Raw genomic sequence first — 23006 nt, forward strand, 5'->3', positions numbered from 1 at the left:
ACACCGAATTATGGAATCCTTATCAGAATTTTTAACCTTCGCCCACTCGCAAACCCTTAACGTTTTTCACAAGGTCAAGGGAGAGGCCATCCACGTAAACGGAGCGACGATTCCGCTTGCGGCCATGATGGTGGCGACTCGTTACTTGAAGAATCCGGAGCCCATTATTGTGGTGGCTAGGGATTACCGAAGTGCCGAGGCATGGGTTGAAAATCTGGAAAGCCTGGTGGGGGAGCAGTTCGTGCGATTCTTCCCTTCGGTGGGCCTGAAGCCTTACGAAAAGAAGGTTCCTTTTGAGGGTGTCCTAGAAGAACGTCTAAAGTTTTTTCGAGACGTAGATAAGTACAATTCCAATCATGGGGAGGCGCCCTTTATTACGGTTTGCCCCCTGGATTCCTTTATCATGCGCCTGCCCAGTCCGGGTGCCGTGATGAAGAACTGCCTGAATTTGAAGGTGGGTGACGTTCTTGAACCGTCTACGCTTCGCCCCTGGTTCATGGACCACGGTTTTGTGGAACAGCCTGTGGTTAGCGGGGTTGGGGAGTTCTCGGTTCGCGGTTGTATCGTTGACGTAAACTGCCTGCTTTACCCGCACCCGATCCGAATTGAATTCTTTGGCGACGAAATCGAATCCATTAGAAGTTTTGATATTTTCAGCCAGCGTTCTGTGGAGCAGATGAAACAAGTTCAGCTGTACCCCATGGGCGAATTTACCGTTCCCGAAAAGGAACTGTCTCGCTATAATGGCGAACAGGAAGGGCTCTGGTGGCACCGCGGTCGCTATGAACGTCTGGAAAGAAGTCTGCTGGATTACTTGCCGGGAGCCTCCCTGGTTTTCGAGGAACTTTCCCTGCTTTCGGAACAGGCTTCCAAGACTTATTATGCTTACGAGGCCGCCTACCATGAAGTGCGTCTGGTGGATGAAGAAGCCTGCGCTCCCAGCGATTTGATTTACAAGATCGGCGAACTTTCCCGCGGCTTTGTGGGGCGCGCCTCCATGGACATGACCCGCGTCAAGGTGGATGACTGCAACTGGTTCGATCTTCATTGTAAGCCTCAGGATTTTTCATCTCACGGAACCGAACAGGTGGAACGTGAAATTGAGGAATTCACTGCGGCGGGCGGCACCGTTTATGTTGTGGCCCCCACCCAGGGGGGCCTAAACCGTTTGCGTCTTGTTTTTGGCAATTACCCCATCGAAGAATATATCCTGGGCAATATGACCGAAGGTTTCTGGCTTGAAGAAGACAAGGTCGCCTTCTTGACGGAAACTCGAATTTTCAATCGTCATTCCAATAAGGTCCGCAAAAGGAAAATCGCTGGCTCTGTTTCGGGTGCGTTAATGGTGGAATCCCTGAACCGCGGGGATTTCGTAGCCCACGAAGATCATGGGGTTGGCCGTTATTTGGGCCTTGTCCGTGTAGAAGTGAACGGCGGCATGGTGGACTGCGCCTTGCTGGAATATGCCGGCGGCGACAAGCTGAAATTCCCTGTGGCGGACCTTCAAAAAATTGAGCGTCTCGATAACGGCGAAAACGAACCGAAGCTAGATAAGCTGGGCGGCAAGAGCTGGGAAAATGTCAAGAAGCGTGTCAAGCAGAAGGTCATCCAGATTGCCCGCGAACTGGTGGAACTTTACGCCAAGCGCGAACTGATCGATGGTTTTGAGTTCCCGCCTGATGATAGTCTGCAGCGTGAATTTGAAGACGCCTTTGAATACGATCCCACACCCGACCAGGTGAAGGCAACCGCCGATATCAAGAGGGATATGGAAAGCCATAAGCCTATGGACCGCCTGATTTGCGGTGACGTTGGCTTTGGAAAAACTGAGGTGGCCATGCGCGCCGCCTGCAAGAGTATCGCCAGCAAGAAGCAAGTTGCCGTTCTTGTTCCCACCACCATTTTGGCGGCCCAGCATTATGAAAATTTCATGGATCGTTTTGCGGGTTTCGGCGCCAACATCGCTTTGGTGAACCGCTACAAGACCACCAAGGAAAAGAAGGAAATTTTCAAGCAGGTGGCCGAAGGGAAGGTGGATATTCTGATCGGAACACACGCCTTGCTTTCTGAAAAGAATCAGTTCCACGACTTGGGACTTTTGATTATTGACGAAGAACAGAAGTTTGGCGTAAAGCAGAAGGAAAAACTCCGCGAGATGCGTCTGGCGGTGGACACCTTGAGCATGAGTGCCACGCCCATTCCCCGTTCCCTGCATTTGAGCATGACCGGCGTCCGCGATATTTCCTTGATCAATACGCCGCCGGTAAATCGCCTGCCTGTTGAAACCAAGTTGCTGAAGCGTGACGATGAAGTCATCAAGAACGCCATTGTAGACGAACTGGCCCGTGGCGGTCAGGTGTTTATCGTGAATGACCGCGTGCAGAACATTTACGATTTGGCCGACGAAATTCAGGAACTGGTTCCTAATGCGGTAATCGGTGTGGCTCACGGTCAGATGGACGATCGCGATCTGGAAAATTCCATGGACGCGTTCCTGTCTCGAAAGTTTGACGTTCTCGTAAGCACAAGCATTATCGAGTCGGGCCTGGACGTTCCTAACGCCAATACGATTATCATTATGAACGCCCATCATTTTGGCATCAGTCAGCTGTACCAGATGCGTGGGCGAGTGGGCCGCAGTAGCGTTCTTGCAAAGGCCTTGCTGGTGATTCCCGCCAAACATGAAATTTCTCCGGAATCCATGCGCCGCCTGAAGGCTCTGGAACAGTTTACGGACTTGGGCAGCGGCTACCAGCTGGCTATGCGCGACCTTGAAATCCGCGGTGCGGGCAACTTGCTAGGCCAGGAACAGCACGGCTTTATTGCCGAAGTTGGCTTTGAAACTTATGTGCGCCTGGTGAAGGAAGCGGTAGAAATGCTCCGCGGCGGTCCGCTGGAAAAGCCCATCCAGACTCGCGTGGAATTGGGTGTGGACGCCTACCTGCCCGAAGACTACATTCAGGATGGCCTTACCCGAATTTCGCTGTACCAGAGGATTTCCCGTGCGGCAAAGCCCAGCGATCTGGAAGCCATTGGCCAGGAACTGAACGACCGTTTTGGCCCTGTTCCCGAAGCGGCCAAGATGCTTTTGCTTGTGTCTGAAATTGGCCTGCATGCGGGCCGCCTGAAGATCCAGGGCTTGCAACAGAAGAAGGGGCTGCTTGCGGCCACCTTCGTGGAATCGCCCCCGGTTGGCCCCCGCGTGTTGAGCGAAATGTACGCCAACGCGTTGTTCCCCATGCGCATTATGGGCGGTTCACCCTTGCAGGTGGTGATTGAACTTGGCCGCGGCAAGGCGTCGGAACTGGCGGAAAACGCCTTGAAGCAGTTCAAGGCTTTTGATAAAATTTCGGTTTAACGGCGTGAGAGCCCCCGAAATTGCGATTTTTACTAACCAAACTCCGTTTTTTGGTGTAATTGGTTAGTAGTTTTTCATAAAAAAAATCCGTTCCGGGATAATTTGTGTTTTATTTTACTAACTAAATCTCTATTTTAAAGGAGTTTGGTCCGTAATCAAGACTCGCTACCCATAAAAAAGAGACATACAAATTAAAATTTTACTGCCTAATTGGCCATTTGGCACCCGTTTGGTTAGTAAACCTGCGAAAACAGCCCATGAATTCGCTCCAAGCACTCCTGAATTCGGGAGGCAACGGCGGCTGAGGTGGAACAATCCGACGCTGATTCGCCTTTGGGGGTGTCTGAGCCATTTCGGGGTGGCACGTCTGCGCCGTTTGGAGTGTTTGCGTCGTTCGGTGAGAAACTTTCGTCGGCGTCGGTTTCAAAGCGGACTTGTTCCCGAGGGATTAGACCCATTGCGGCTGCCGTTGATTTTTTGCGGAAGGAGTCGGCGTGCAGCGAAAAGAGGGCCCGTGTACCCAGCTGTTGCAGTGTCGCCTTGATAATGCCAGCGTCCCCGCCGAAGCGGTGGAAAATGACCTGAGGGACCGGGGCGGTTTCCCGTTGGCAGCATTCCACGTCTGCGATCATTTTCAATATCCTGCTGTAATCTCCGACGCAGTGAACCTGAATGGGGCGGTTTAATTCCTGCGCCCACTTTACCTGTCTTTTAAAAATTAGCTCTTGAACTCCTGCGGACTCATATCCTTCAAAACGCTTGTCTAGCCCGCATTCGCCAACGGCATAATCGCCGCTACGGAGAATCTGTTCTAGGCGGTTCATTTCTGATTCGCTCACTTGGGCGGCGGCCATGGGGTGTACACCGAAGGCTTGTGTCCATTTCGTTGCGGACTGGGCGTGCTGAACGTCAGTGATTTTCATCAGTTCCATCGATTTTTCCCATTCCCAGGGCTCGCAAGCCACGTTGTTGAATCCGCAATCGGCTTGTAAGAGGGCTTTGGCCACATCGGCGGAGTGGGGGAGTCGTGACAAATGGAGGTGAAAATCGAACATGTGTCAAAATATAGACTTGCTAGGTCTAAAAAATGCCTTTTTTTTGCTCAAATTCTGTAAAAAAGGGTTGTTTTTCCAAACGAAAAAGCCTAATTTAGGGCTATAAGTTTTATCAATCCTCAAAAAAGGAGTTTCTAATGCGTGATTTGCTGGAAAAGGCTCTGAATAAGGGTCTGTCTGTTTCTTTTTCTAATGAAGGTGGTTTCACTATCATTCGCATTGCCAAGGGTAGCGAAGTTGTTGCTAGCTGCAGCCTGGGTGTTGCTGACTTCCGCACCAGCGTCGAAGATTCCCTCCAGTCTCTCATGATGGATCTGGATCGCAAGGGTCTCTAATTTAAAGTCAAATTTTTTGCGAGCGCTCGGCTTAAGCCGGGCGTTTTTTTTGTTTGGGTTTATATGTGGGAAGGAACGTTTAACCTTGGGAATAAAAAAAGTGCCTGGCGCTAAACCAGACACTTTTTCAGAGAAATTCTCTAATGTGATTAGTTGATGCGGCCAACCAGGTTGCCAGACAGCATGTAGTCCTTGGTAGAACCGTAGCTGTGGAAACCAGCAGAGAGGCTGAAGCGGTCGGTGAATGCCTTTTCCAGGTAGATTGCACCGAGAACGTCCTTCACATGCTTCTGCTTGTCGCTAACACCGAATTCCTTGTGTTCGTTACGGTCAGCAACGTATTCGGCTTCGACGATGATGCGGTCTACAACCTTGGTGTAGAAGGTAACACCGCCGGTAACCGGGATAACCAGGTCGTCGGAAACGTCCATGAGGGCGCCTTCAGCGAAGATGTCCATGGTGTTGGAGACAACCGGCAGGTTGAACTTGGCGGAAACGTTGTGCTTGATGTCTGCATCGGCGTCGTAGATGGCGTCGAAGAGGTTGCTGCGGTAAGCCAGCTGAACCTTCAGCTTTTCAAGACCTTCGAGGCCGTGGAAGTTGAATGCAGCACGGATGTCGCCTCTGTCCAGATTTTCAGACTTGCTGATGAGAGACAGGTACAGGTCCATGTTGTCGCTCGGGGTGAAGCCGAACTGCAACTGGTTTTCGGAAGCCTGAGTGGAGAGGAAGCCGTTTACGTAACCATCGATGTAGCCACCGAAGTAGTCACCGCTCTTGTCAGTGTTGTCCCAACGACCCACCTTGAAGGTGAAGTAGTCGGTGCCCTGCATTGCCCATGCTTCGTCCAGGGAGAAGTAGTCGGCTGCTGCAGTTTCTGCGGAGCTGTTACGGATCTGTTCCTTCTTGACCTTCTTGTCGACGTTGTCGTCGGAGGACTTCAGGTCGCCGGGGTAGAATGCGAGGCCGATCTTGCCCTTGAAGTCTTCGGTTTCAGCGAGGACTGCAAAGTTAGCTTCTCCGTTCCAGGTTTCCAGGTTGTCGCTATACTTGTCGTTTTCGGAAGACCAGAATACCTTGCCTGCTTCCAATTCGAAGTCAGCGTTGATGTCGAAGTTGATCTGGTTAACAGACATCACTGCGTTTTCGATCATCTTTTTCTTTTTGCGCTTCTTCTTCTTGGGCTGAGCCTGTTCAGCAGCGGGAGCGGCTGCAACTTCGGCTGCAGGTGCTGCTTCGACGGCAGGTTCTGCGGCAGGAGCTTCGGCGGCCTTTACTTCTTCGGCCTTGGCTTCTTCTGCGGCAACAGCTTCTGCTGCGGGTGCTTCAGCGGCAGCGGCTTCGACGGCGGGTGCCTGTTCGGCAGCGGCTTCGGCGGGAGCTTCGGCAGCCTTCACTTCTTCAGCGGGGGCGGCAGCGGCTTCAGCAGGAGCTGCTTCGGCAGGGGCGGCGACTTCGGCTGCAGGTGCTGCCTTTTCGGCGGCGGGAGCAGCGGGAGCGGCGGCCGGGGCTGCTACTTCAGCTGCAGCGGGAGCAGCGGCAGGAGCAGCTGCTTCGGTAGCAGCAGGAGCGGCCTTTTCGGCAGCGGGGGCAGCAGGCTGGGCAGCGGGAGCTGCAGCGGCGGGAGCGGCAGCAGGTGCTGCAGCGGGTGCAGATGCTTCAGGTGCAGCAAAAACAGCTGCAGCCATGATGCAAGAGGCTAAAAACATTTTCTTCATAGAGGGAACTCCTTTCACTAATTCCACGTTCAAATTTTAGTAAAAAATTTTGGCAGTATGGTAAAAAAAACTTTCCTTAGGGGTTTTTACTTTCATTTATCATTTAAAATGGCTAACTTTACGCTTCAAAAGAGGTGAATTTTGAAGAGATCTATCATTTTTGCATTGTTTTTTGCCGTTGCATTCGGTTTTTCACAAGAAACTCTGTCCGTTTATAAAAAGGTTGGCGGTACCGTAGACGAAAGTACCCCCGCAGCAACCCTCCAGCTTAATGACTGGATCAAGGAACTGCCCATTCCCCAGGATTCCGTAAAAAAGACCAAGATTGTCAAGGAAAAGGTGGAAGTCAAGGACAAGAAGGGCAATGTCAAGAAAGACAAGAAGGGACGCCCCAAGATGAAGACCGTCAAGAAGAAGGTGGTCTATTATGAAAAGGTAACTCCCTCTGAACCGCCCCGTTTCGTTCCCATCGATTGTAAGTATGGTGCCCTCTGGGTCAAGCGCGCCGACCTGGCCCGTTTCCAGCAGGCAGCCCAGGACCTGAGTGGCGAGTACGCCTCCGCAACCGGTCGCGTTGTCCTCAAGAAGTCTCCTACGAACCCCAGACAGTTTACCTTTATCATCCAGAATGGCCCCGAATCTGGTCGTGCCGAACTGGAAGCCAGCAATGTGGAAATGCGCGAAGCCGGCGGCCAGGGTCGCATGACCTATAGCGAAGAAGGCTGCACCGTTGACCTGGCAATCGCCAACCGTCGAGTGAAGGTGGCTCAACGTGGCTGCTCCGAATACAACGTGGGCAACTACACTCTCGAAGGCGAATACAACGACTTCAGGGGCATCCGTCGCGTGGTCGAAACCTTCAACATGCCCGAACAGGCTTTCACCTACAAGTACTTCAAGTGGTGCGACAGCGGCTTTGATTCCTGCAAGGAAGAAAAGGATGAAAATGGAAAGGTGACCATCACCTGGAGTAAGGGCGGCAACGGCTTTATCGAACGTAAGGCTGGCGAAGAAGTTCATACCTATCGTCCCTTCGAACACGTGATTCCCCACAAGCGCGACTACTTCAAGGGTGAAAAGCCCGTGGCCATCAAGACCAAGCGCACCGATATTAGCGGTGAATGGTGGATCTGGTACTTCTACCCCAAGGCTGAACGATTCAGGATGGTTCGTGCCGGCATGCGTGAAGACATCGCCCAGATGGAAATCTACGAGTAATTACAGCAGGTCAGACACTCTAACTTTATGAACAAGGTTATAGAACAGTCCCGCATTCTATTTCTGGATACAAGCGCAGTTGTCCGCCTGCTCCAGATGCATCCGGACTTCTATCCTGTCGTTTCGTCGGTGCTGGACTATGCTTACGAAAAGAACATCACGATTCTGACTTCTAGCGTCACCCTGTTCGAACTTTCCCGCAAGGCCTGTGTGGCAGGGGAGGGCGTTCTTGCCCGCCAGTACCGTGAGTTCTTTGAACATTCCCAGAACGTTAAACTCTGTGACGTGAATGGCGAAATCGCGGTGAAGGCTGCAGAACTTTTTGCATCTGCCAATCGTACAAACCACAAACTTTCCGAAGAAGATTCCCTGCGACTGGCCACGGCATTCGTGAACGGAGCGGATTGCATCCTTACCGAGAATGTGAACTTTGCGAACTCTACGGATATACCCGTGGTAACGCTGGAAGAAGTTTTATAATTATATTTGCGCCCGACAAAAGAAGGACTCGATATGGCAAATGAATATAAGATGCAAATGAACCTGACGTCTCGTCTGGACAAGTATTCCCTGAAGCTGCAGCAGCTCATGGTGAAGTCTAAGTTCACCCTCAAGGCTATGGAATACGGCGCAACCCACGGCATGCTCCGCGACCTGATCAAGTACGGTGTCGAAATTGATGGTGCATTCAACAGCGTTGGTGACTTCTGCTTTTCTAAGACCACCTTGCCTCTGGAAGAATACGCCCTGGACATGACTGTTCAGTTTGATGCAGTGACTCTCAATGCCCGCCTGATGAGCATCAACATCTCTACCAAGCGCGTTAAGGATGGCAACACCGAAACGGAATATTCCTTCAACTTCGAAAAGGATGCAGACAAGGATGACTTCGACCTGGTAATCCCTTACTTCAAGGTCAAGGAAGCCGAAGAAGAAGACGATCCCAACAAGGTTGAAATGGGCGGCCTCCAGGATCTGGTCTCTGAATTGGAAGGCGGTGGAAAGGGCAAGTTCAAGAAAAAGAAGAAGCGCCCCTTTATCTACTACGATACATACTTCACCATTGAGTAATTTTGAATTGAGCCGCACTTTGTTAGTGTGGCTTTTTTCTACATTTTCTCTTGTAAATTTACTGGAGTTAATATGCCTAACTACTCTACCGTTATCGGTCTCGAAATCCATTGCCAGCTCGCTACCAAGACGAAGATGTTCTGCGGTTGCGAAATAGAAGTGAACACTACTCCTAATAAGCACGTTTGCCCGGTTTGCCTGGGTATGCCCGGTGCCATGCCGGTTCCCAACAAGCAGGCTGTGGAATACGCTATCCGCTTGGGTCTCGCTCTCAACTGCGAAATCGACCTGAACGCTATGTGGACTCGTAAGAACTACTTCTATCCGGACCTTCCTAAGGGCTATCAGATTACCCAGACTGGTGGTCTTCCGGTGTACGACCACCCGATTTGCAAGAACGGCTGGCTGGAAATCATCAAGGCCGACGGTACCAAGAAGCGCGTGGGCATTACCCGTATCCATATGGAAGAAGATGCCGGTAAGCTGATCCACGACATGAGCCCCACCGACTCTCACTTCGACGCAAATCGCTGCGGTACTCCGCTTTGCGAAATCGTTACTGAACCGGATATCCGTAGCCCGGAAGAAGCCGTGCTGGTCCTCAAGAAGATCAAGCAGACTTTGGAATACACCCGCGTCTCCAATGCCAACATGGAAAACGGCAACATGCGCTGCGACGGTAACATTTCCCTCCGCGCTTCCGAAGACGCACCTTTCGGCACCCGTGCAGAAATCAAGAACTTGAACAGCTTCACCAACCTTGAAAAGGCTTTGAACGCTGAATACTACCTGCAGTCCGCCACTTTGGACGCTGGCAAGGAAGTGGAACAGTGCACCAAGCGTTACGACCCCAACGCCGACAAGACTATCGTTATCCGCAGTAAGGAAGACGCTCACGACTATAAGTACTTCCCGGAACCGGACATGGTACGCCTCGTTACCGATCCTGCCTTCGTGGAAGAAATCCGTCGCACCCTTCCGGAACTGCCGGATGCACGTCGCGCCCGCTTCATGAATGACCTTGGCGTGTCTGAATACGATGCACAGGTTCTGACCGACGACCGCGACATCAGCGACTGGTTCGATACCGCATCCAAGAACTGCAAGAACGGTAAGGTTCTCGCTAACTGGGTCATCACCGAACTTCTGGCAAAGATGAAGGATCTGGAAGGTGGCCTCGCTGACCTGAAGATCAAGCCGGAACAGCTCTGCGCTCTGGTGAACCTGATCGAAGACAAGACCATCAACGGTAAGATTGCAAAGACCGTCTTCGCCGACATGTTCGAAACCGGCAAGGATCCTGCAGACATCGTTAAGGAAAAGGGTCTGGTCCAGGTGGCTGATACTGGCGCTATCGAAGCTATCGTTCGCGAAGTCTGTGCCGCCAACGCAGCCCAGTTCGCCGAATTCAAGGCTGGTAAGGTTGCACTGAAGGGCTTCCTTGTGGGTATGACCATGCGCAAGTCTGGCGGTAAGGCCAACCCGGGTATGGTGAACGAAATTCTCGACAAGCTGGCTCAGGAATAATCGGCCTAATCGCCACCCTTCGCTATGCTCAGGGCAGGCTCTGCTTCGCAAGTTGCTATGGCATTGAATCGTGTGTTTGCAATATTCGCATTTGCAATCGCCTGCGTCGCACTGACGCCGGCGGTTTCGTCTGCCGCCGACAAGCTGGACCAGTATGATTCCGCCTATGTCAATACCCTAAATATGACGGATGCTGAAATTGCCGAACTCTATGGTATTGATAGTACAAAGCTGGCGGAAGGTCCGACCTTGCAGGAACTGAACGAAGAGAACCCTAGCTATGTCAAACGCGAGTACGACCATAAACAGCAGGTCATAGTTGGTAGTGTCGTTATGTTGTGCGTAGCTATCGCCATGGTGCTGATGAACAATTATAATCCTAAAAGATGAAAGGTTATAGGAGAAAGGATAAAGGCGAGGTTAGGCGCTTCGCGCATAATTAAGAACGGCGAAGCCGTGTAGCTATAATCTTTAAACTATAATCTTTAACCTATAACCTTATTTGAGGTACAATATGTCTTATACAGATGAAGCAAAAGAAAACTTCAAGGCTCTCACCAAGAATCCGTATCCCGGTCGTGGTATCGTTCTCGGCACCAGCCCCGATGGCAAGTCCTTCGTTCAGGTTTACTGGATCATGGGCCGCAGCGTCAACAGCCGTAACCGCGTTTTCGAAATGGAAGCTAAGACCGGCTTCATGAAGACCAAGGCTTTCGATGAATCCAAGCTCACCGACCCGCACCTCATCATCTACTATCCGGCTCGCCACACTGCTGATGTTCAGATCATCACCAACGGTGACCAGACTGATACTATCTATGACGCCATCAAGCTGGGCGGCACTTTCGAAAGCGCTCTGGCTACCCGTCAGTACGAAGACGACGCTCCCAACTTCACTCCGCGTATCTCCGGTATTCATTACAAGAATGCCCAGCCGGCTCTCTACAAGCTTTCCATCCTGAAGTCTCGCAACAACTGCGAAGACGCTGGCTGCGAACGCGCTACTTTCGAATTCGAAAAGGCTCTCCCGGGTCTCGGCCACTTCATCAGCACCTACGTGACTGACGGCAAGCCCATTCCTTCCTTCGAAGGTTCCCCGAAGCTCATGCCCATCTTCGACACCGCCGAAGAAAACCTGAAGAAGTACTGGAACGCCCTGGACAAGGACAACAAGGTTTCCCTGATGGTCAAGGTCATCGACCGCAAGACCTTCAAGGCTAAGACTTTGATCGTCAACAAAAACAAGTAAACTTGTTTTTGTCTAGATCAAAGTCAATTATGAATTACGATGTATGAATTATGAGACTTAGTTAGGCGGCTTCTCCGCGACTATTATTCTCGTAATTCGTACTTAATAATTCGTAATTGGAAATGTTGTTGAAAAATGAAGGCCCCTTTTGGGGGCCTTTGTTTTTGTGGAATTGTTTCGCTATTTTTCAACAACATTTCCTAAAATGTGGTGGATTTTCTTTTTGTCGTAATATTCCGACGGATTGCTGATGCTGTAGAAAATCTGCTCTACCAACGCTTCGGTATTGAAGTCATAAGAGGGGAGTCGCAATAGGTAGCTTTCGATGGAATTGTCGAACCCCACCAAAACGGGACCGTATTCCGGCTGTTCCAATTTGATGTCGCCATCGTCATTCATTTCGATAAAGATGCCGGCCACTTCGTCGTTGACGCAAACCCAGGGAATGTTCGGCTTGCCTTGGCGGTCAGCGATTGCGCGCTGGGCCATAGACTTCAGTTTATCCTTTTCCAGGTTGCGGGCGTATGTTTCGACAGAATGCTTTTCCACATTCTTTCTGGCAATTTCCTTATAGTCCCAGGGACTTGCAAATTCATCGTCTGCGTAGGGGTGTACCTGCAGGCCCGAAGTCAACAGCCCCATAAGGCGATCCTTGGACCAGGAACTATTATGGTAGGGCGAAAAGTAGTTGATTTCCTTGACGCCCTGGCTCATCAGGTAGCGGCCTGTTTCCTGACCGGGATTTTCTCCGAAGGTGGAGTTGAAGAAGGTCCAGTTCAACTTTCGCAAGAATGTTTTGGGGACTGCTTCTTCGGGATGCTCCCACCAGACGGCCACGGGATACTTGGCGTCGGCAAAAAAGTTTAACAGGGGCTGGAATCGCTGCACCAGCAGAGTGGACAGGACGGCTCCCACAGCGTTGGGATAGTCTGAAAGTCTGCGTTCCTTTCCGCTACGGTCTACGATCTTGCCTGTTTCATCATTAATGCCTAATAAAGATAGCTTGTACCGTTCTGCGCCGGCCTTTCTATATACTAGACGCAAAAAATCCAGTTCGCGTTCACTTTCTGGCGTAAAACCGCCCCAACTGTTGCATCGAGTTACAAAAATCACTTCGCTGAGGGGGGAAGTTTCGTTTACAACCCTGTTTTGGGCAAAGAAATATTGTCTGCCGGACTTGTTCAGGACTCCCTGGGAAACCTTTCCATCCAGGAATTTGCGCAAGGTGTTCTGGGCTACGTTGTAACGCAGGGCCAGTTCCTTGGACTGGGGGAGGGACTTAGACGGCTTGAGGAGTCCGCGCTCGAAATCGCGGTCAAAAGCTTTTGCCAGACGTTCGGCCACAGTTTCGTGAACCATGGGTATATTCTGGCTGATCAGTTCCTTTCCCCAGAAGCACCCCTTTCCTTGAATTTTGCAGATTTTTCCTTCTTCCGTCAGTTCTTTCAGGGCGGACTGTACCGTACCCGAAGACGTGTTATAATGCTTCATCACATCTCTGATAGAAGGGAGGCGGTCTCCATCTTTATGGGGAGTATCCAATAAAATTTGCTTAATCCGGTTCTTCACGGACTACAAAATAAAAAAAGTCTGTACAATATTGCTACTGTACAGGCTTTGTTGTTTGGGGTTGGAGTCTTTTTTAGAGCTTGAAGTCTACGCGGTAGCGGGCTGCGTTAGCCTTGTTCACCATTTCGCCCTTGGCGTTGAAGGTGCCGCGAGAATTCTGGAGCTTTGCTGCAGGAGTGAGCTTCTTGATGGAAGACGGATCTTCAGAAGCGCTAGAAGCCGGATCGGCGGAAGCGCTAGAGGAAGGATCCTGGCTTGCAGAGCTTGTAACGGGGCTGGGTTCTGTATCCTGGGGAACCACGCCGTTGAAGCTTTCCTGACCCTTCTTGGTGAGGGCGAGGATCATCATGCCGTCCTGTGCGTAAATGTTCTTGGAGCTGATGTAGACTCGGTTGCCGTCAAAGGTCCAGTTACCCTTGAGCCAGCGGGAAGAGTCGAAAGAATCGAAGTTATCAACCCAGTCCAGAGTGAAGTCGGAACCGTTTTCGCCCTGACCCGGAGTGTACTTGTAAACCTTGACCCAGTTGATGAACTGGTAAACGGGGAGGATGGAATCGTCCCACGGGCCAACCCAACCTGCATCGGTATGGGACCAGAGGTTGAAGCGGAGACCCTGGGGCTTCTTCTTCAGGTCTACGACCTGATCTGCACCCTTGCTGTTCAGTTCGCCAGCCTTGGTTCTGCGGACTTCAACACCATCAATAATCCAGGCCACGTAGTCCGGAGTCCATTCCATGACGTAGGTATGGAAGGCGGTGTTCACGGCGGGGCTCATGGGATGAAGCTTTTCGCTGTACTGCTTTCTGTCGGCGCAGCCATCGGCAGGACCGTAACCGGTAATGATGTTGGACTGGAATTCATTGGGGTTCTTGCCCAGAATTTCGATATCCACTTCGACCCAGGGTTCGTCGCAGCCAATGTAAGAATCGTTGTGGTAGAGGAACATGGAACTGACGGTGCCGGAACCGGCTGCCATCTGCATACGGGCTTCGAAACGACCGTATTCGTAGGTGTCCCTAGTGTAAAGTTCGGCGCCAGAGTAGTCCCTGTCGTTGGTTTGTGCGGAAACTGCTGCTGCAGCCATTGCCAAGAGAGAGAGAGATTTTTTCAGGTTCATTTTGACTCCTTTTCTACACCGGAATCAAACATATAAACTGTCTAACTTTATAACAAGTTTAACGAGTGTTAATTTCTCAGCACTGTATCGATTGATGGGTTGTCTGGCAACAAAAAAAGGTAGCCTTCTCCCAATTGGAAGGCTACCTCTCTTTGTCCCCCAAGTGATAATGCTCTCCTATAAGAGGTGTCGGACAGAGAGCGTTTCTCCTTCTTAGGTATTCATAAAATAATAAGTTGGTATGATTAAAGCCATAGCCCATATGGGCTATATAAATGAAAAAAGGCAGGGTAAACTGCCGTTTTTTCGTGATTTTAGTCAAAAATGTTTTGGATCGCCTCTAGGAGAATCTGCTTGAGGTTGGGAGATACTCCTCCGATAAAACGCTCCAAGTCATTTCTTGTAAAGTTTGGATGGTATTCGTAGAATATCTTCACCTGTTTCTTTACTTCGTCCAAATTCCCATTCTTGTTGTTGCAGGCAATTACAAAAAGCCTTGCAAAGGGGATTTCGGGGTGGAACATCAGTACTTGCCTAGAAACTTTTTCGCAGAAATCGTAATTCCCCTGGAGGAAATAGATCATGGCCTTGGCTACGAATTGGAATGGCTGGTCCATACCGTTGGGGACAAGGCGGGCAATTTCATCAAGCTGCTTTAAGGCGTCTTCTTCGCGGCCCATGAGCATATACAGCTGGACCAGCAGGCGGCGGCACATGACGTTCAGCGGGTTGGACAGCAGGATGCCCTCGAAGTAGACGATAGCTTCGTTCTTCTTGCCCAACAGGATATTGTAAAGGGCCATGGTGAACATGGAATAGGCCGATGAGGGGTTGTTGCGCATGGTATCGCAAGCCAGTTCCCCAATTTTCTTGACGTATTCCTCTCCGTTTACCCAGTTTTCGGAAATTCCCAGGTAGTAGATTGATGCCTGACTGCACAGGACGTAGTTTCTGATGTCTCCTTCCACCGTGAGGGACTGAAGCATCGACATGCACTTTTCGAAACAGTCCCTGCTGCGGTTTTCACTCTTTATGATGGAGTATGACGTGGCGTACCACCAGGCGGGGGAGGCATTGGAGTTTTGTTCGAGAACCTTGGCTGCAGAAATGATCATGTTGCGGAACAGCACGATTGAATACTGGTCTGCGTAAAGATCAATTGCGCTTGCGTCATCCAGTTTAAGGTTCTGTGACCAGATAATAGCCTTGTTGTTGCCCTGGAGCAGTGAAATAAATGCCTGGTTGCCGTCTTGGGAAGCCGAAATTTTAATTTGATAGGTTGAATCCTGTACAATTTCGTCTGACAATCCGGTATTGATTAGGAACAGGCGGTATTCCTGGAAGTTTTCTACGATGCCGTGGAACAGTTCATAGACAAGGGGATGGTCCTTTATGTCGCTGTCGTGGATGACGCGAATGCGGACTTCATCGGAATTAACCCAGTTTTTGGCCGTTTCTGCGACTGCGGCTACTGCTTCCGTACGGTTTGAAACTTCTAGCGTCTTGTAGATGTTGGCCAGGTGGATTTTGACGGTGTTTTCTGAAATATTCAAGGCACGACAAATCTCGGCGTTTGTCAACCCCTTGCGCAGCAGGTCGAGAACTTCGAGCTGCCGGTTAGTCAATCCCTGTACTTTACACCTCTCGGACATCGTGCCAAATTTAGTCTATCGTTGACATAAAAATTGAATTTTTTCGGGAATGTTACAAAAAAAACATAAATATTTTGAAATTTGGGAGGGATGCTCCCTAAAAACGAAAAACGCCTGCGTTGAATATTGCGCAGGCGTTAAAATTTTTTTTGTGCGGTTAGTAGAGCAACTTGGAGGTTACGAGGATGTTGTCGAAACTTCCAGAAGTGTAGGCACTGCCTTCTCCGTCAGAAGTACAGCAGTAACTTTTATAGCCCACCAGGATTGAATTGCCATAGGCGGCATAGTATGTTCCTCTTGTAGAGGGTGTGTAGACCGTGGTGGTGGCGGTTTCGCCAATCAGTTCCCCATTGACATACAGGGAAATGGAGGTGCCGTCCCACTGGGCGGCTATCTTGTTCCAGCCTTCCTTGAAGGTGTACTTACCGCTAACCTTGATATAGCTGTCAGGCAAATTCTTGTAGAATACCAACTGATCGTTGACTTTCAGGATGGTCATTCGGCTTTCGTCGGTTCCGACCAGGGCTGCCTTGTACATGGATTCGAACTGTTCGCCGGGCTTGAATGAAAATTCAAAAGTACCCCGGGGAATTTTTTCGTCTAAGGCCGCCAATACGATTTTTTGCCCGTATTCCAGGCTTGCCGCCATACCGCTTTCGCCTTCAATGAGTGTGACTCCGTAGTTCTTTCCGCTGTCGAAGTCTTCAAAGAAGATGATGTCGTCATCGGAATTTTCGCTGCTGGAGGATTCTTCGACGATTACATCTTCGCTGCTGGAGGATTCCTCGATGATCACTTTTTCACTGCTAGAGGAATCCTCGACGATCACTTCTTCGCTGCTGGAAGATTCTTCGATGATCACTTCTTCGCTGCTGGAGGAAATTTCTTCATCCTTGTCTTCTATGGAACCTTCGTTCTTGTAGCGGGGGATGATGGAAATGCGAATCTGGTCGTATGCGCCGCTGGTTGTCAGGGGGCTATACATACCGGGTCCTTCCATGCAGCAGGAACTCTTGTAACCGGCGACTAGCAAGTTGCCGAAAGGCTTACCGCGGTTAGAGGGCTTGTAGCCTTCTGTATGGGCAATCTTTGCCACCAGCTCGTCGTTCATCCAGACGCTCAGGTAGCCGTCACCCCACTGGCCGGCGATCTTGTTCCAGCCTTTCTTGAATTTGGCGGGACCCATGACGTAATAATGCTTGTCGGCGTGATTTTTCTGGAATACGAGCAGGTTGTTCATGACGAAGAAGTGGATGCGTGCTTCGTCGTTACCCAGGAGGGTTCTGTCCAGGTTGAAGAAATCTTCTGCTGGCTTGAACCAGAATTCGATGGTGCCCTTGGACATTTCGTCGACCATGTTAATGGTGAGGGGAGCGACTTCACCGGATGCGAGGGCGACGCCCTTGCCGCAGACGCCGTCTACAAGGGTTCCTTCTCTATAAATGCCTTCCATTTCATCGAGAAGCAGAGTGTATTCGTCGATGTGGAGGCTGTTCTTGCAATTTAAATTAGTCTGGATGGATGTTTCACCGGTATGGAGTACACCATTGCTTTCAAAATATTCGCTGACACCATCCGTTTCCAACTGTTTCCAGAGGGCGCTGGGAGTTGCGACGAATGTTTGGCTGGGTTGACTATTGTTGGCGATAGAATCGTTTACGTCGGAGCAGGCCATAAGGCTCAATGCTGCGGCGACCGGTACTAGGAACTTCTTCATTCTTTACTCCAATCCAAATGAGTTCTGTTGTCCTGTTGGGAAATTCATGTCATCCGCCGTAAAATATACATAAAACTTACACTCTAAAAAAAGGGTGGAAAGTGTTAAAAGGGCTACGTGCTGAAATATGATGACATTAATCACGGAAATATTTGATTTTTTATGAATTGAATTGAAAACTACGACTTGCTTTTTTGAGCACTAGTTATTATATTAAATGGTGTACAAAAGTGCATTTGTTTTTTGCGGGCAATTATAATGGACGTAAGGGAAAAGTTGAACATTTTGGCGGATGCGGCGAAATACGATGTTTCGTGTTCGTCTAGCGGTTCCAATAGGAACACTCCCAAGGGCGGGATGGGGAATGCCTGCCAGGCGGGTATTTGCCATACATGGGCGGCGGACGGCCGTTGCATTTCCCTTTTGAAGGTGTTAATGAGCAATGCCTGCAAGTATGATTGCGCCTATTGCGTCAACCGTCGTTCCAATGATATTCCCAGGGCGACTTTTACGCCTAAGGAATTGATCGACCTGACGCTGGAATTCTACAAACGTAACTATATCGAGGGCTTGTTCCTCAGTTCCGCCGTGGTGGGGAGCCCTGACGCTACCATGGAAATGCTCATCAAGGTGGCAAAGGAACTGAGGACTGTCCATCGTTTTGGCGGTTACATCCATCTAAAATCCATCCCGGGGGCTTCCGAAGCGTTACTGCACGAAGCGGGACTCTATGCTGACCGAAGTAGCGTGAATATTGAGATCCCGTCGGATAAGGCCCTGCAGTACCTGGCGCCCGAAAAGAATCATGCGTCGGTGTATCGCCCCATGAACTATCTGGCAGAGCGCAAACTGGAATACAATCCAGGGAAGGGCGTGTCCCGTTATAGCCCGAAGTTCCTGCCTGCGGGGCAGACGACCCAGATGATTGTGGGGGCGTCTGGCGAAACGGATTTTCAGATACTGACTTTGTCTAACGGTTTCTATATGCAACAGCAGATGAAACGCGTTTATTTTTCGGGCTACGTTCCTATCAATGCCGATAAGAGGTTGCCCGTTATAACCACCAAGCCGCCTCTGGTCCGTGAACATCGTCTGTACCAGGCTGACTGGCTTATGCGTTTCTACAAGTTTCAGTATAACGAGATTCTCGATGAGGCCCATCCTAATCTTGATCTGGACCTAGATCCGAAGGTGGCCTGGGCCTTGCGACATCCGGAAATGTTCCCTATCGACATTCAGACTGCGGACTACGAAATGCTTTTGCGGGTGCCGGGTATCGGAGTTAAATCCGCAAACCTTATTGCCAATGGCCGGAGGTTCTGTAAAATCCGTCTGGAACAGCTGAAGAAGATGGGGGTGGTCATGAAGCGGGCCAAGTACTTCATCTACCATCCGGATACGCCTGCCAGTTTACGCCGGCTTTACCCTGAGATGGTGCGCCCGTTGTTGGTGGGGCCGTCGCAGCCTCTGCAATTGAATATGTTCGACGCCCTGGACTCTAGGCCAGCGATGCTGCCAGCTCATGCGTAAGCTTATCTCTGAGTTTGTCTCTGTAAGCCTGCCCCAGTAAGCAAGTTTCAATGGGACTGTCTTGGAAAATCTGTTTTATGAACCTTTAACTTTTAGTGGCTAGATATAATGTCTCTTAATATTTCTTACGATTCGACTTTTGATGGATTCCTTAGTGTTGTGTTCGAAATCTACCGCCAGCGCCTGGTGGTGGGGAACATTACGCCTGACCGTAGGGCGGGGGAGGATGCGGACTTGTTTATGCAGCCTTTCTGGGTGGAAACGTCCGAAGATTCTGCCCGACGTCTGAAACGGGCCATTGTGAATGCCGCCAGCGAAGATGTGCTGTGGATGTTGGATGTGGTGTTCCGTTCCGAGGTGGAGGGCGTTGAAATGCAGATGCTCTCCTACCTGCGTAAGCTGTTTGCGGGCCTTGATCCGAATTATGGTAAGAATATTGCGTCGGCTGAAATGCTCCCGCTGTACAAGATTGCCCAGGCCGTCCGCCGAGAAATCGGCGACATGCGCGGCATGGTCCGTTTTTCTAAAACGGACGACGGCTGTTACTTTGCGGAAATTGAGCCGAAGTACGATATCGTGACGTTGTTGACGGACCATTTTCTGCGGCGTTTTGTGAACGAGCGCTGGGCAATTTACGATTCAAGGCGAAATTATGGTGTCTATTACGATGGGCGTTCTCCTCAGGAGGTTACCATTCCCAATTTGAAGGCCCTGAAGGCGGGCTTGCCGCCTGATGCCATAACCCAATTGTGGAAGGACTATTATAACGCCATATCTATCAAGGAACGCGAGAATCCGCGGTTGTTGCGGCGGTGCCTACCGGTGCATTATTGGAAGCATATGCCCGAAAGGGATTTTGCCAATCAACTTTCGGCTCATTCTCCACCGCAGGTTTCGTTGCCGTCGAACGTGGCCAAGGCGAATTCCCTGGCGCGTCTGGCTAGTTTTTGATTTGTTGAGCGAATTTCTCCGGATAATGGTATAATTTTTAACACAGAAGCCTATTTCAGTCAAATAATTGTATCTTTCTTTTGGATAAGAATTAATGGAGAAAATGCGTAATGACTATGGCGTCTGCAAAACCGGGATTTTTTGTACAGGATCGCTACCTTTACAGCAAAGACAACGAAAAGACTATCTTACGTGGCGTAAACCACATGTTCATCTGGACTGATCGCGAAGGAAAGACCATTCCTGAAATCGCGAAGACCGGTGCCAATTGTGTGCGCATTGTCTGGAACACCCGTGGCCGAGTGAGTGATTTGGATAATATCATTGGTCTCTGCATTGCCAACGGTATGATTCCCATTCCCGAAATTCATGATACCACCGGTAACTGGGAAAAACTCCCCGAAGCTTTGGATTACTGGCTCAGCGAAGAAATGATGCAGGTGATCGCCAACCACCAGCAGTACCTGATTATCAATGTCGGTAATGAACCTGGTGATGAGGTTGTGCCTGCCGAAGACTTCTTCCTGGCGTACAACACCATCGTTACCAAGATGCGTGCTGCCGGTATCCGCATTCCCATCATGATTGATGCTGATATGTGGGGCCAGAGCGAAAAGAACTTGCTGGAAGTGGGGCCGAGGCTTTTACAGGCTGATCCTGAACATAATTTGCTTTTCTCGATCCATATGTGGTGGCCTTCGGAACTTCATAATCCAGAAACTACAGGGTATGCAACCGTCGAAGACCGCGTCCGTGGAGTCCTTAAGGCTTCTGTCGACAAGAAGTTGCCCTTGGTTGTGGGTGAATTTGCTCCTGTTGCCGTAGGTGGCGCCAAGGAGATTCCCTATAAGCTGATTATGTCGGAAGCGGAACGTCTGGACATTGGCTGGTTGGCATGGAGCTGGGGCCCCGGTAACTTCGATAGCCCCGAAATGGATATGACGATCCATGGTTCTGTAAATACCCTGGTTGGCTGGGGTAAGGAAATCTGTCTGGATAGCCCCAACGGTATCCAGAATACCAGCATTATTCCCAATTTTATCCAGAACAAGGATTATGTGACTGGCTCCCTTTCTGTGGGGACGAACTTGATCCAGAATGGTGAGTTTTCTTCTGAAGAGGCTTTGTCTGGCTGGGTGACGGACTTCTGGGGCGGTAAGGCCGAGGTTTCTGTAAAGGATGGTGCCGCAAACTTCGTAATCAAGAAGGCTGGCAAGGAATCCTGGAATCTGCAGTTCAAGCAGCGCCTGTCTATGCGTCATGGCGTTACCTATGTTTTTAGCATGCGAGCCAAGGCCGACAAGCCCCGTACTCTCCATGTGAATATCAAGAAGGACTCTGACGAATATACGCCCTATGCAAATGGACGTATCCTGGACTTGAGTACCAGCTGGCAGAACTTTAGCTGGAAGTTTACCATGAAGGAAGAGTCTGACCCCGAAGCACTGCTGATTTTCGATATGGGTGGCGTTCCCACTTCCTGGAGCCTTGCTGATATCAGCCTAGTTCAGGCTCGTAGCGTGGCGGATCGTCTAAATCGATCATTCCAGCGCAATGTGCAGAAAAATTCCGGCTATTTCAATTCTCCCAACGTTCCTTGGGAACTGCACCTGTACTCTACCAAGGGTGAACTTCTTGAAGTTCTGGACCGTGGCAAGGGTGGCGAAGGTATGCGTCAGTATCCTAAGACCGAACGAGGTGGCATCCTTGTGGTCAAGGAAGTTAAGCTCGGATAGCGATTCCTGATACTAGGAAATTTTGAATGCGGATCCCGTCGGCGTGTGCTGGCGGGATTTCTTGTTGCGTTAGCGTTGTATTGTTTGCGTTGTATTGTTTGCGTTGTATTGTCTGCATTGTATGGTTTGCATTGTACCGTTAGCATTGTATCTTCGCTTTTGTATCATAGGTTTTTCTATCGCGATTTTGCCTAATTGGTTCTGAAGTTTTAACATCGTGTTGTGTATCACGTATTTTTGCAACATTTGTATCATAAAAATGCTTGAAATGTATGAAAACCTTAGATTGGTTCTTGTAATACGAAAAAAATAAGCTAATTTTGTATCATAAATATTTGAATCCTTTTGATACGAAACTATATTCATCATAACATGAAACAGGTCTTGGAATACGTCAGCTATCGCGATTATCTGCGCGATTATTACCAGGAACGCAAGGCGCGTTCTGGTTTTACCTGGCGTGACTTTGCTAAGGCTGCCGGATATTCGTCGCCCGTGTTCCTTAAGTTGGTGTGCGACGGTAAAGCTAACCTTAGTGATGTGGGGACGGAACGAGTTGCTGCCGCTATCGGCCTTGCCGGTGTCGAACTGCAGTACTTCCGTCTGATGGTCAATTTTGACCAGACCAAGGATTCTCTGATCAAACGTAGTCTTTATAACTCCATGCGTGCCCTCGCAAAGGACAACTCCATGGAAGTTATGGGGGAGGAGGCTTACGTTTACTACGAAGACTGGCTGAATCCGGTCCTTCGTGAGATGGCTCCCAGGATGCACGGCGCTTCCCCCACCAAGATGGCGGGACAGTGCGTGTTTCCTGCGGATGCCCAGAGTGTGAAGCAGTCCCTGGATCTTCTTGTGAAGACCGGTTTGCTCCAGAAAGATGAAAAAGGTGAGTATCAGAAGTCGTCGAAGTCCGTTACCACGGGAATCCGTGACGGGGAAAGCATGGCGATCCGAGAAATGCATCGTCAAATGGGCGATCTTGCTGTAAAGTCCCTGGATCAGGTTTCGATGGACGAACGAGATGTGTCTGGCATGACAATCGGTATATCCAAGGAAGGCTTTTTCCGTATCAAGAATGAAATTGCCGATTTCCGTAGACGCATCGCCGCCATTGTCATGGAAGATGACGATGATGATCGAATCTACCGCCTTAACTTGCAGTTGTTTCCGCTTACGAAGCCTGCTAAATAGGAGGGGTAG

The 23006-nt window shown here is 50.1% G+C and carries 18 protein-coding genes; 12 read left to right on the plus strand and 6 right to left on the minus strand.

What is annotated here, in order from left to right:
- The first annotated feature begins 10 nt into the window (after positions 1-10).
- Positions 11-3358, plus strand: coding sequence for a transcription-repair coupling factor (gene mfd / locus BUB38_RS13730; protein ID WP_083542218.1), 3348 nt, complete (start codon positions 11-13; stop codon positions 3356-3358).
- Between the two features lie 233 nt (positions 3359-3591).
- Here the strand turns inward: mfd and BUB38_RS13735 are convergent, their stop codons facing one another.
- Complete coding sequence (locus tag BUB38_RS13735; RefSeq protein WP_073161304.1) at positions 3592-4413, minus strand: TatD family hydrolase; 822 nt, start codon at positions 4411-4413, stop codon at positions 3592-3594.
- A 137-nt stretch (positions 4414-4550) separates the two neighbouring features.
- On the opposite strand from BUB38_RS13735, the gene BUB38_RS13740 reads away from it, so the two are divergent.
- Positions 4551-4748, plus strand: coding sequence for a hypothetical protein (locus tag BUB38_RS13740; protein WP_073161305.1), 198 nt, complete (start codon positions 4551-4553; stop codon positions 4746-4748).
- 149 nt (positions 4749-4897) lie between these two features.
- Here BUB38_RS13740 and BUB38_RS16125 read toward each other — a convergent pair whose 3' ends face one another.
- Complete coding sequence (locus BUB38_RS16125) at positions 4898-6466, minus strand: hypothetical protein (RefSeq protein WP_073161306.1); 1569 nt, start codon at positions 6464-6466, stop codon at positions 4898-4900.
- A gap of 141 nt (positions 6467-6607) precedes the next feature.
- On the opposite strand from BUB38_RS16125, the gene BUB38_RS13750 reads away from it, so the two are divergent.
- The 6 genes from BUB38_RS13750 (at position 6608) to BUB38_RS13775 (ending at position 11531) form a co-directional block, all read left to right on the plus strand.
- On the plus strand, positions 6608-7684 hold the full coding sequence (locus tag BUB38_RS13750; RefSeq protein ID WP_073161307.1) for a hypothetical protein: 1077 nt from the start codon (positions 6608-6610) through the stop codon (positions 7682-7684).
- 27 nt (positions 7685-7711) lie between these two features.
- Positions 7712-8164 carry a type II toxin-antitoxin system VapC family toxin gene (locus BUB38_RS13755; protein ID WP_073161308.1) on the plus strand — a complete coding sequence of 151 codons (453 nt, stop codon included), beginning with the start codon at positions 7712-7714 and terminating at the stop codon, positions 8162-8164.
- A 33-nt stretch (positions 8165-8197) separates the two neighbouring features.
- Positions 8198-8755, plus strand: a complete 558-nt coding sequence (locus tag BUB38_RS13760) for a hypothetical protein (RefSeq protein ID WP_073161309.1) — start codon at positions 8198-8200, stop codon at positions 8753-8755.
- 72 nt (positions 8756-8827) lie between these two features.
- Positions 8828-10282, plus strand: coding sequence for an Asp-tRNA(Asn)/Glu-tRNA(Gln) amidotransferase subunit GatB (gene gatB / locus BUB38_RS13765; RefSeq protein ID WP_073161310.1), 1455 nt, complete (start codon positions 8828-8830; stop codon positions 10280-10282).
- Positions 10283-10339: 57 nt separating this feature from the next.
- Entirely contained in the window at positions 10340-10672 is a 333-nt protein-coding gene (locus BUB38_RS13770; RefSeq protein WP_254793713.1) for a hypothetical protein, read from the plus strand.
- A gap of 124 nt (positions 10673-10796) precedes the next feature.
- Positions 10797-11531, plus strand: a complete 735-nt coding sequence (locus tag BUB38_RS13775; protein WP_073161312.1) for an IMP cyclohydrolase — start codon at positions 10797-10799, stop codon at positions 11529-11531.
- 180 nt (positions 11532-11711) lie between these two features.
- On the opposite strand, the gene BUB38_RS13780 is transcribed toward BUB38_RS13775, so the two are convergent.
- The 4 genes from BUB38_RS13780 to BUB38_RS13795 all read right to left on the minus strand — a co-directional run bounded on the left by BUB38_RS13780 (position 11712) and on the right by BUB38_RS13795 (position 17586).
- Positions 11712-13100: a GntR family transcriptional regulator gene (locus tag BUB38_RS13780; protein WP_073161313.1), complete on the minus strand. Its 1389-nt coding sequence runs from the start codon at positions 13098-13100 to the stop codon at positions 11712-11714.
- Positions 13101-13173: 73 nt separating this feature from the next.
- Complete coding sequence (locus BUB38_RS13785) at positions 13174-14217, minus strand: family 16 glycosylhydrolase (protein WP_073161314.1); 1044 nt, start codon at positions 14215-14217, stop codon at positions 13174-13176.
- A 314-nt stretch (positions 14218-14531) separates the two neighbouring features.
- The gene (locus BUB38_RS13790) at positions 14532-15842 is read right to left on the minus strand and encodes a LuxR C-terminal-related transcriptional regulator (RefSeq protein WP_073161315.1); all 1311 of its coding nucleotides are present in this window, start codon (positions 15840-15842) and stop codon (positions 14532-14534) included.
- 184 nt (positions 15843-16026) lie between these two features.
- Positions 16027-17586: a LamG-like jellyroll fold domain-containing protein gene (locus tag BUB38_RS13795; RefSeq protein WP_073161316.1), complete on the minus strand. Its 1560-nt coding sequence runs from the start codon at positions 17584-17586 to the stop codon at positions 16027-16029.
- A gap of 258 nt (positions 17587-17844) precedes the next feature.
- Here BUB38_RS13795 and BUB38_RS13800 point away from each other — a divergent pair, with 258 nt between their 5' ends.
- From BUB38_RS13800 to BUB38_RS13820, 4 genes are all read left to right on the plus strand, one after another.
- A complete protein-coding gene (locus tag BUB38_RS13800; protein ID WP_073161317.1) occupies positions 17845-19116 on the plus strand; it encodes a putative DNA modification/repair radical SAM protein in 1272 nt (423 codons plus the stop codon).
- A gap of 108 nt (positions 19117-19224) precedes the next feature.
- Positions 19225-20067: a TIGR03915 family putative DNA repair protein gene (locus tag BUB38_RS13805; RefSeq protein ID WP_073161318.1), complete on the plus strand. Its 843-nt coding sequence runs from the start codon at positions 19225-19227 to the stop codon at positions 20065-20067.
- 110 nt (positions 20068-20177) lie between these two features.
- Positions 20178-21803, plus strand: coding sequence for a cellulase family glycosylhydrolase (locus BUB38_RS13810; protein WP_073161319.1), 1626 nt, complete (start codon positions 20178-20180; stop codon positions 21801-21803).
- 372 nt (positions 21804-22175) lie between these two features.
- Positions 22176-22997, plus strand: a complete 822-nt coding sequence (locus BUB38_RS13820) for a TIGR02147 family protein (RefSeq protein WP_073161321.1) — start codon at positions 22176-22178, stop codon at positions 22995-22997.
- The last annotated feature ends 9 nt before the right edge of the window (positions 22998-23006 follow it).

This window comes from Fibrobacter sp. UWH5, from assembly GCF_900142505.1.
Lineage (GTDB): Bacteria > Fibrobacterota > Fibrobacteria > Fibrobacterales > Fibrobacteraceae > Fibrobacter.

Bases quoted from the DNA above. Each gene is read 5' to 3' on its own strand.
- mfd (WP_083542218.1), top strand. From the start codon at position 11: ATGGAATCCTTATCAGAATTTTTAACCTTCGCCCACTCGCAAACCCTT.
- BUB38_RS13810 (WP_073161319.1), top strand. From the start codon at position 20,178: ATGACTATGGCGTCTGCAAAACCGGGATTTTTTGTACAGGATCGCTAC.
- gatB (WP_073161310.1), top strand. From the start codon at position 8,828: ATGCCTAACTACTCTACCGTTATCGGTCTCGAAATCCATTGCCAGCTC.
- BUB38_RS13820 (WP_073161321.1), top strand. From the start codon at position 22,176: ATGAAACAGGTCTTGGAATACGTCAGCTATCGCGATTATCTGCGCGAT.
- BUB38_RS13785 (WP_073161314.1), bottom strand. From the start codon at position 14,217: ATGAACCTGAAAAAATCTCTCTCTCTCTTGGCAATGGCTGCAGCAGCA.
- BUB38_RS16125 (WP_073161306.1), bottom strand. From the start codon at position 6,466: ATGAAGAAAATGTTTTTAGCCTCTTGCATCATGGCTGCAGCTGTTTTT.
- BUB38_RS13760 (WP_073161309.1), top strand. From the start codon at position 8,198: ATGGCAAATGAATATAAGATGCAAATGAACCTGACGTCTCGTCTGGAC.
- BUB38_RS13795 (WP_073161316.1), bottom strand. From the start codon at position 17,586: ATGAAGAAGTTCCTAGTACCGGTCGCCGCAGCATTGAGCCTTATGGCC.
- BUB38_RS13800 (WP_073161317.1), top strand. From the start codon at position 17,845: ATGGACGTAAGGGAAAAGTTGAACATTTTGGCGGATGCGGCGAAATAC.
- BUB38_RS13740 (WP_073161305.1), top strand. From the start codon at position 4,551: ATGCGTGATTTGCTGGAAAAGGCTCTGAATAAGGGTCTGTCTGTTTCT.
- BUB38_RS13775 (WP_073161312.1), top strand. From the start codon at position 10,797: ATGTCTTATACAGATGAAGCAAAAGAAAACTTCAAGGCTCTCACCAAG.
- BUB38_RS13735 (WP_073161304.1), bottom strand. From the start codon at position 4,413: ATGTTCGATTTTCACCTCCATTTGTCACGACTCCCCCACTCCGCCGAT.
- BUB38_RS13755 (WP_073161308.1), top strand. From the start codon at position 7,712: ATGAACAAGGTTATAGAACAGTCCCGCATTCTATTTCTGGATACAAGC.
- BUB38_RS13770 (WP_254793713.1), top strand. From the start codon at position 10,340: ATGGCATTGAATCGTGTGTTTGCAATATTCGCATTTGCAATCGCCTGC.
- BUB38_RS13805 (WP_073161318.1), top strand. From the start codon at position 19,225: ATGTCTCTTAATATTTCTTACGATTCGACTTTTGATGGATTCCTTAGT.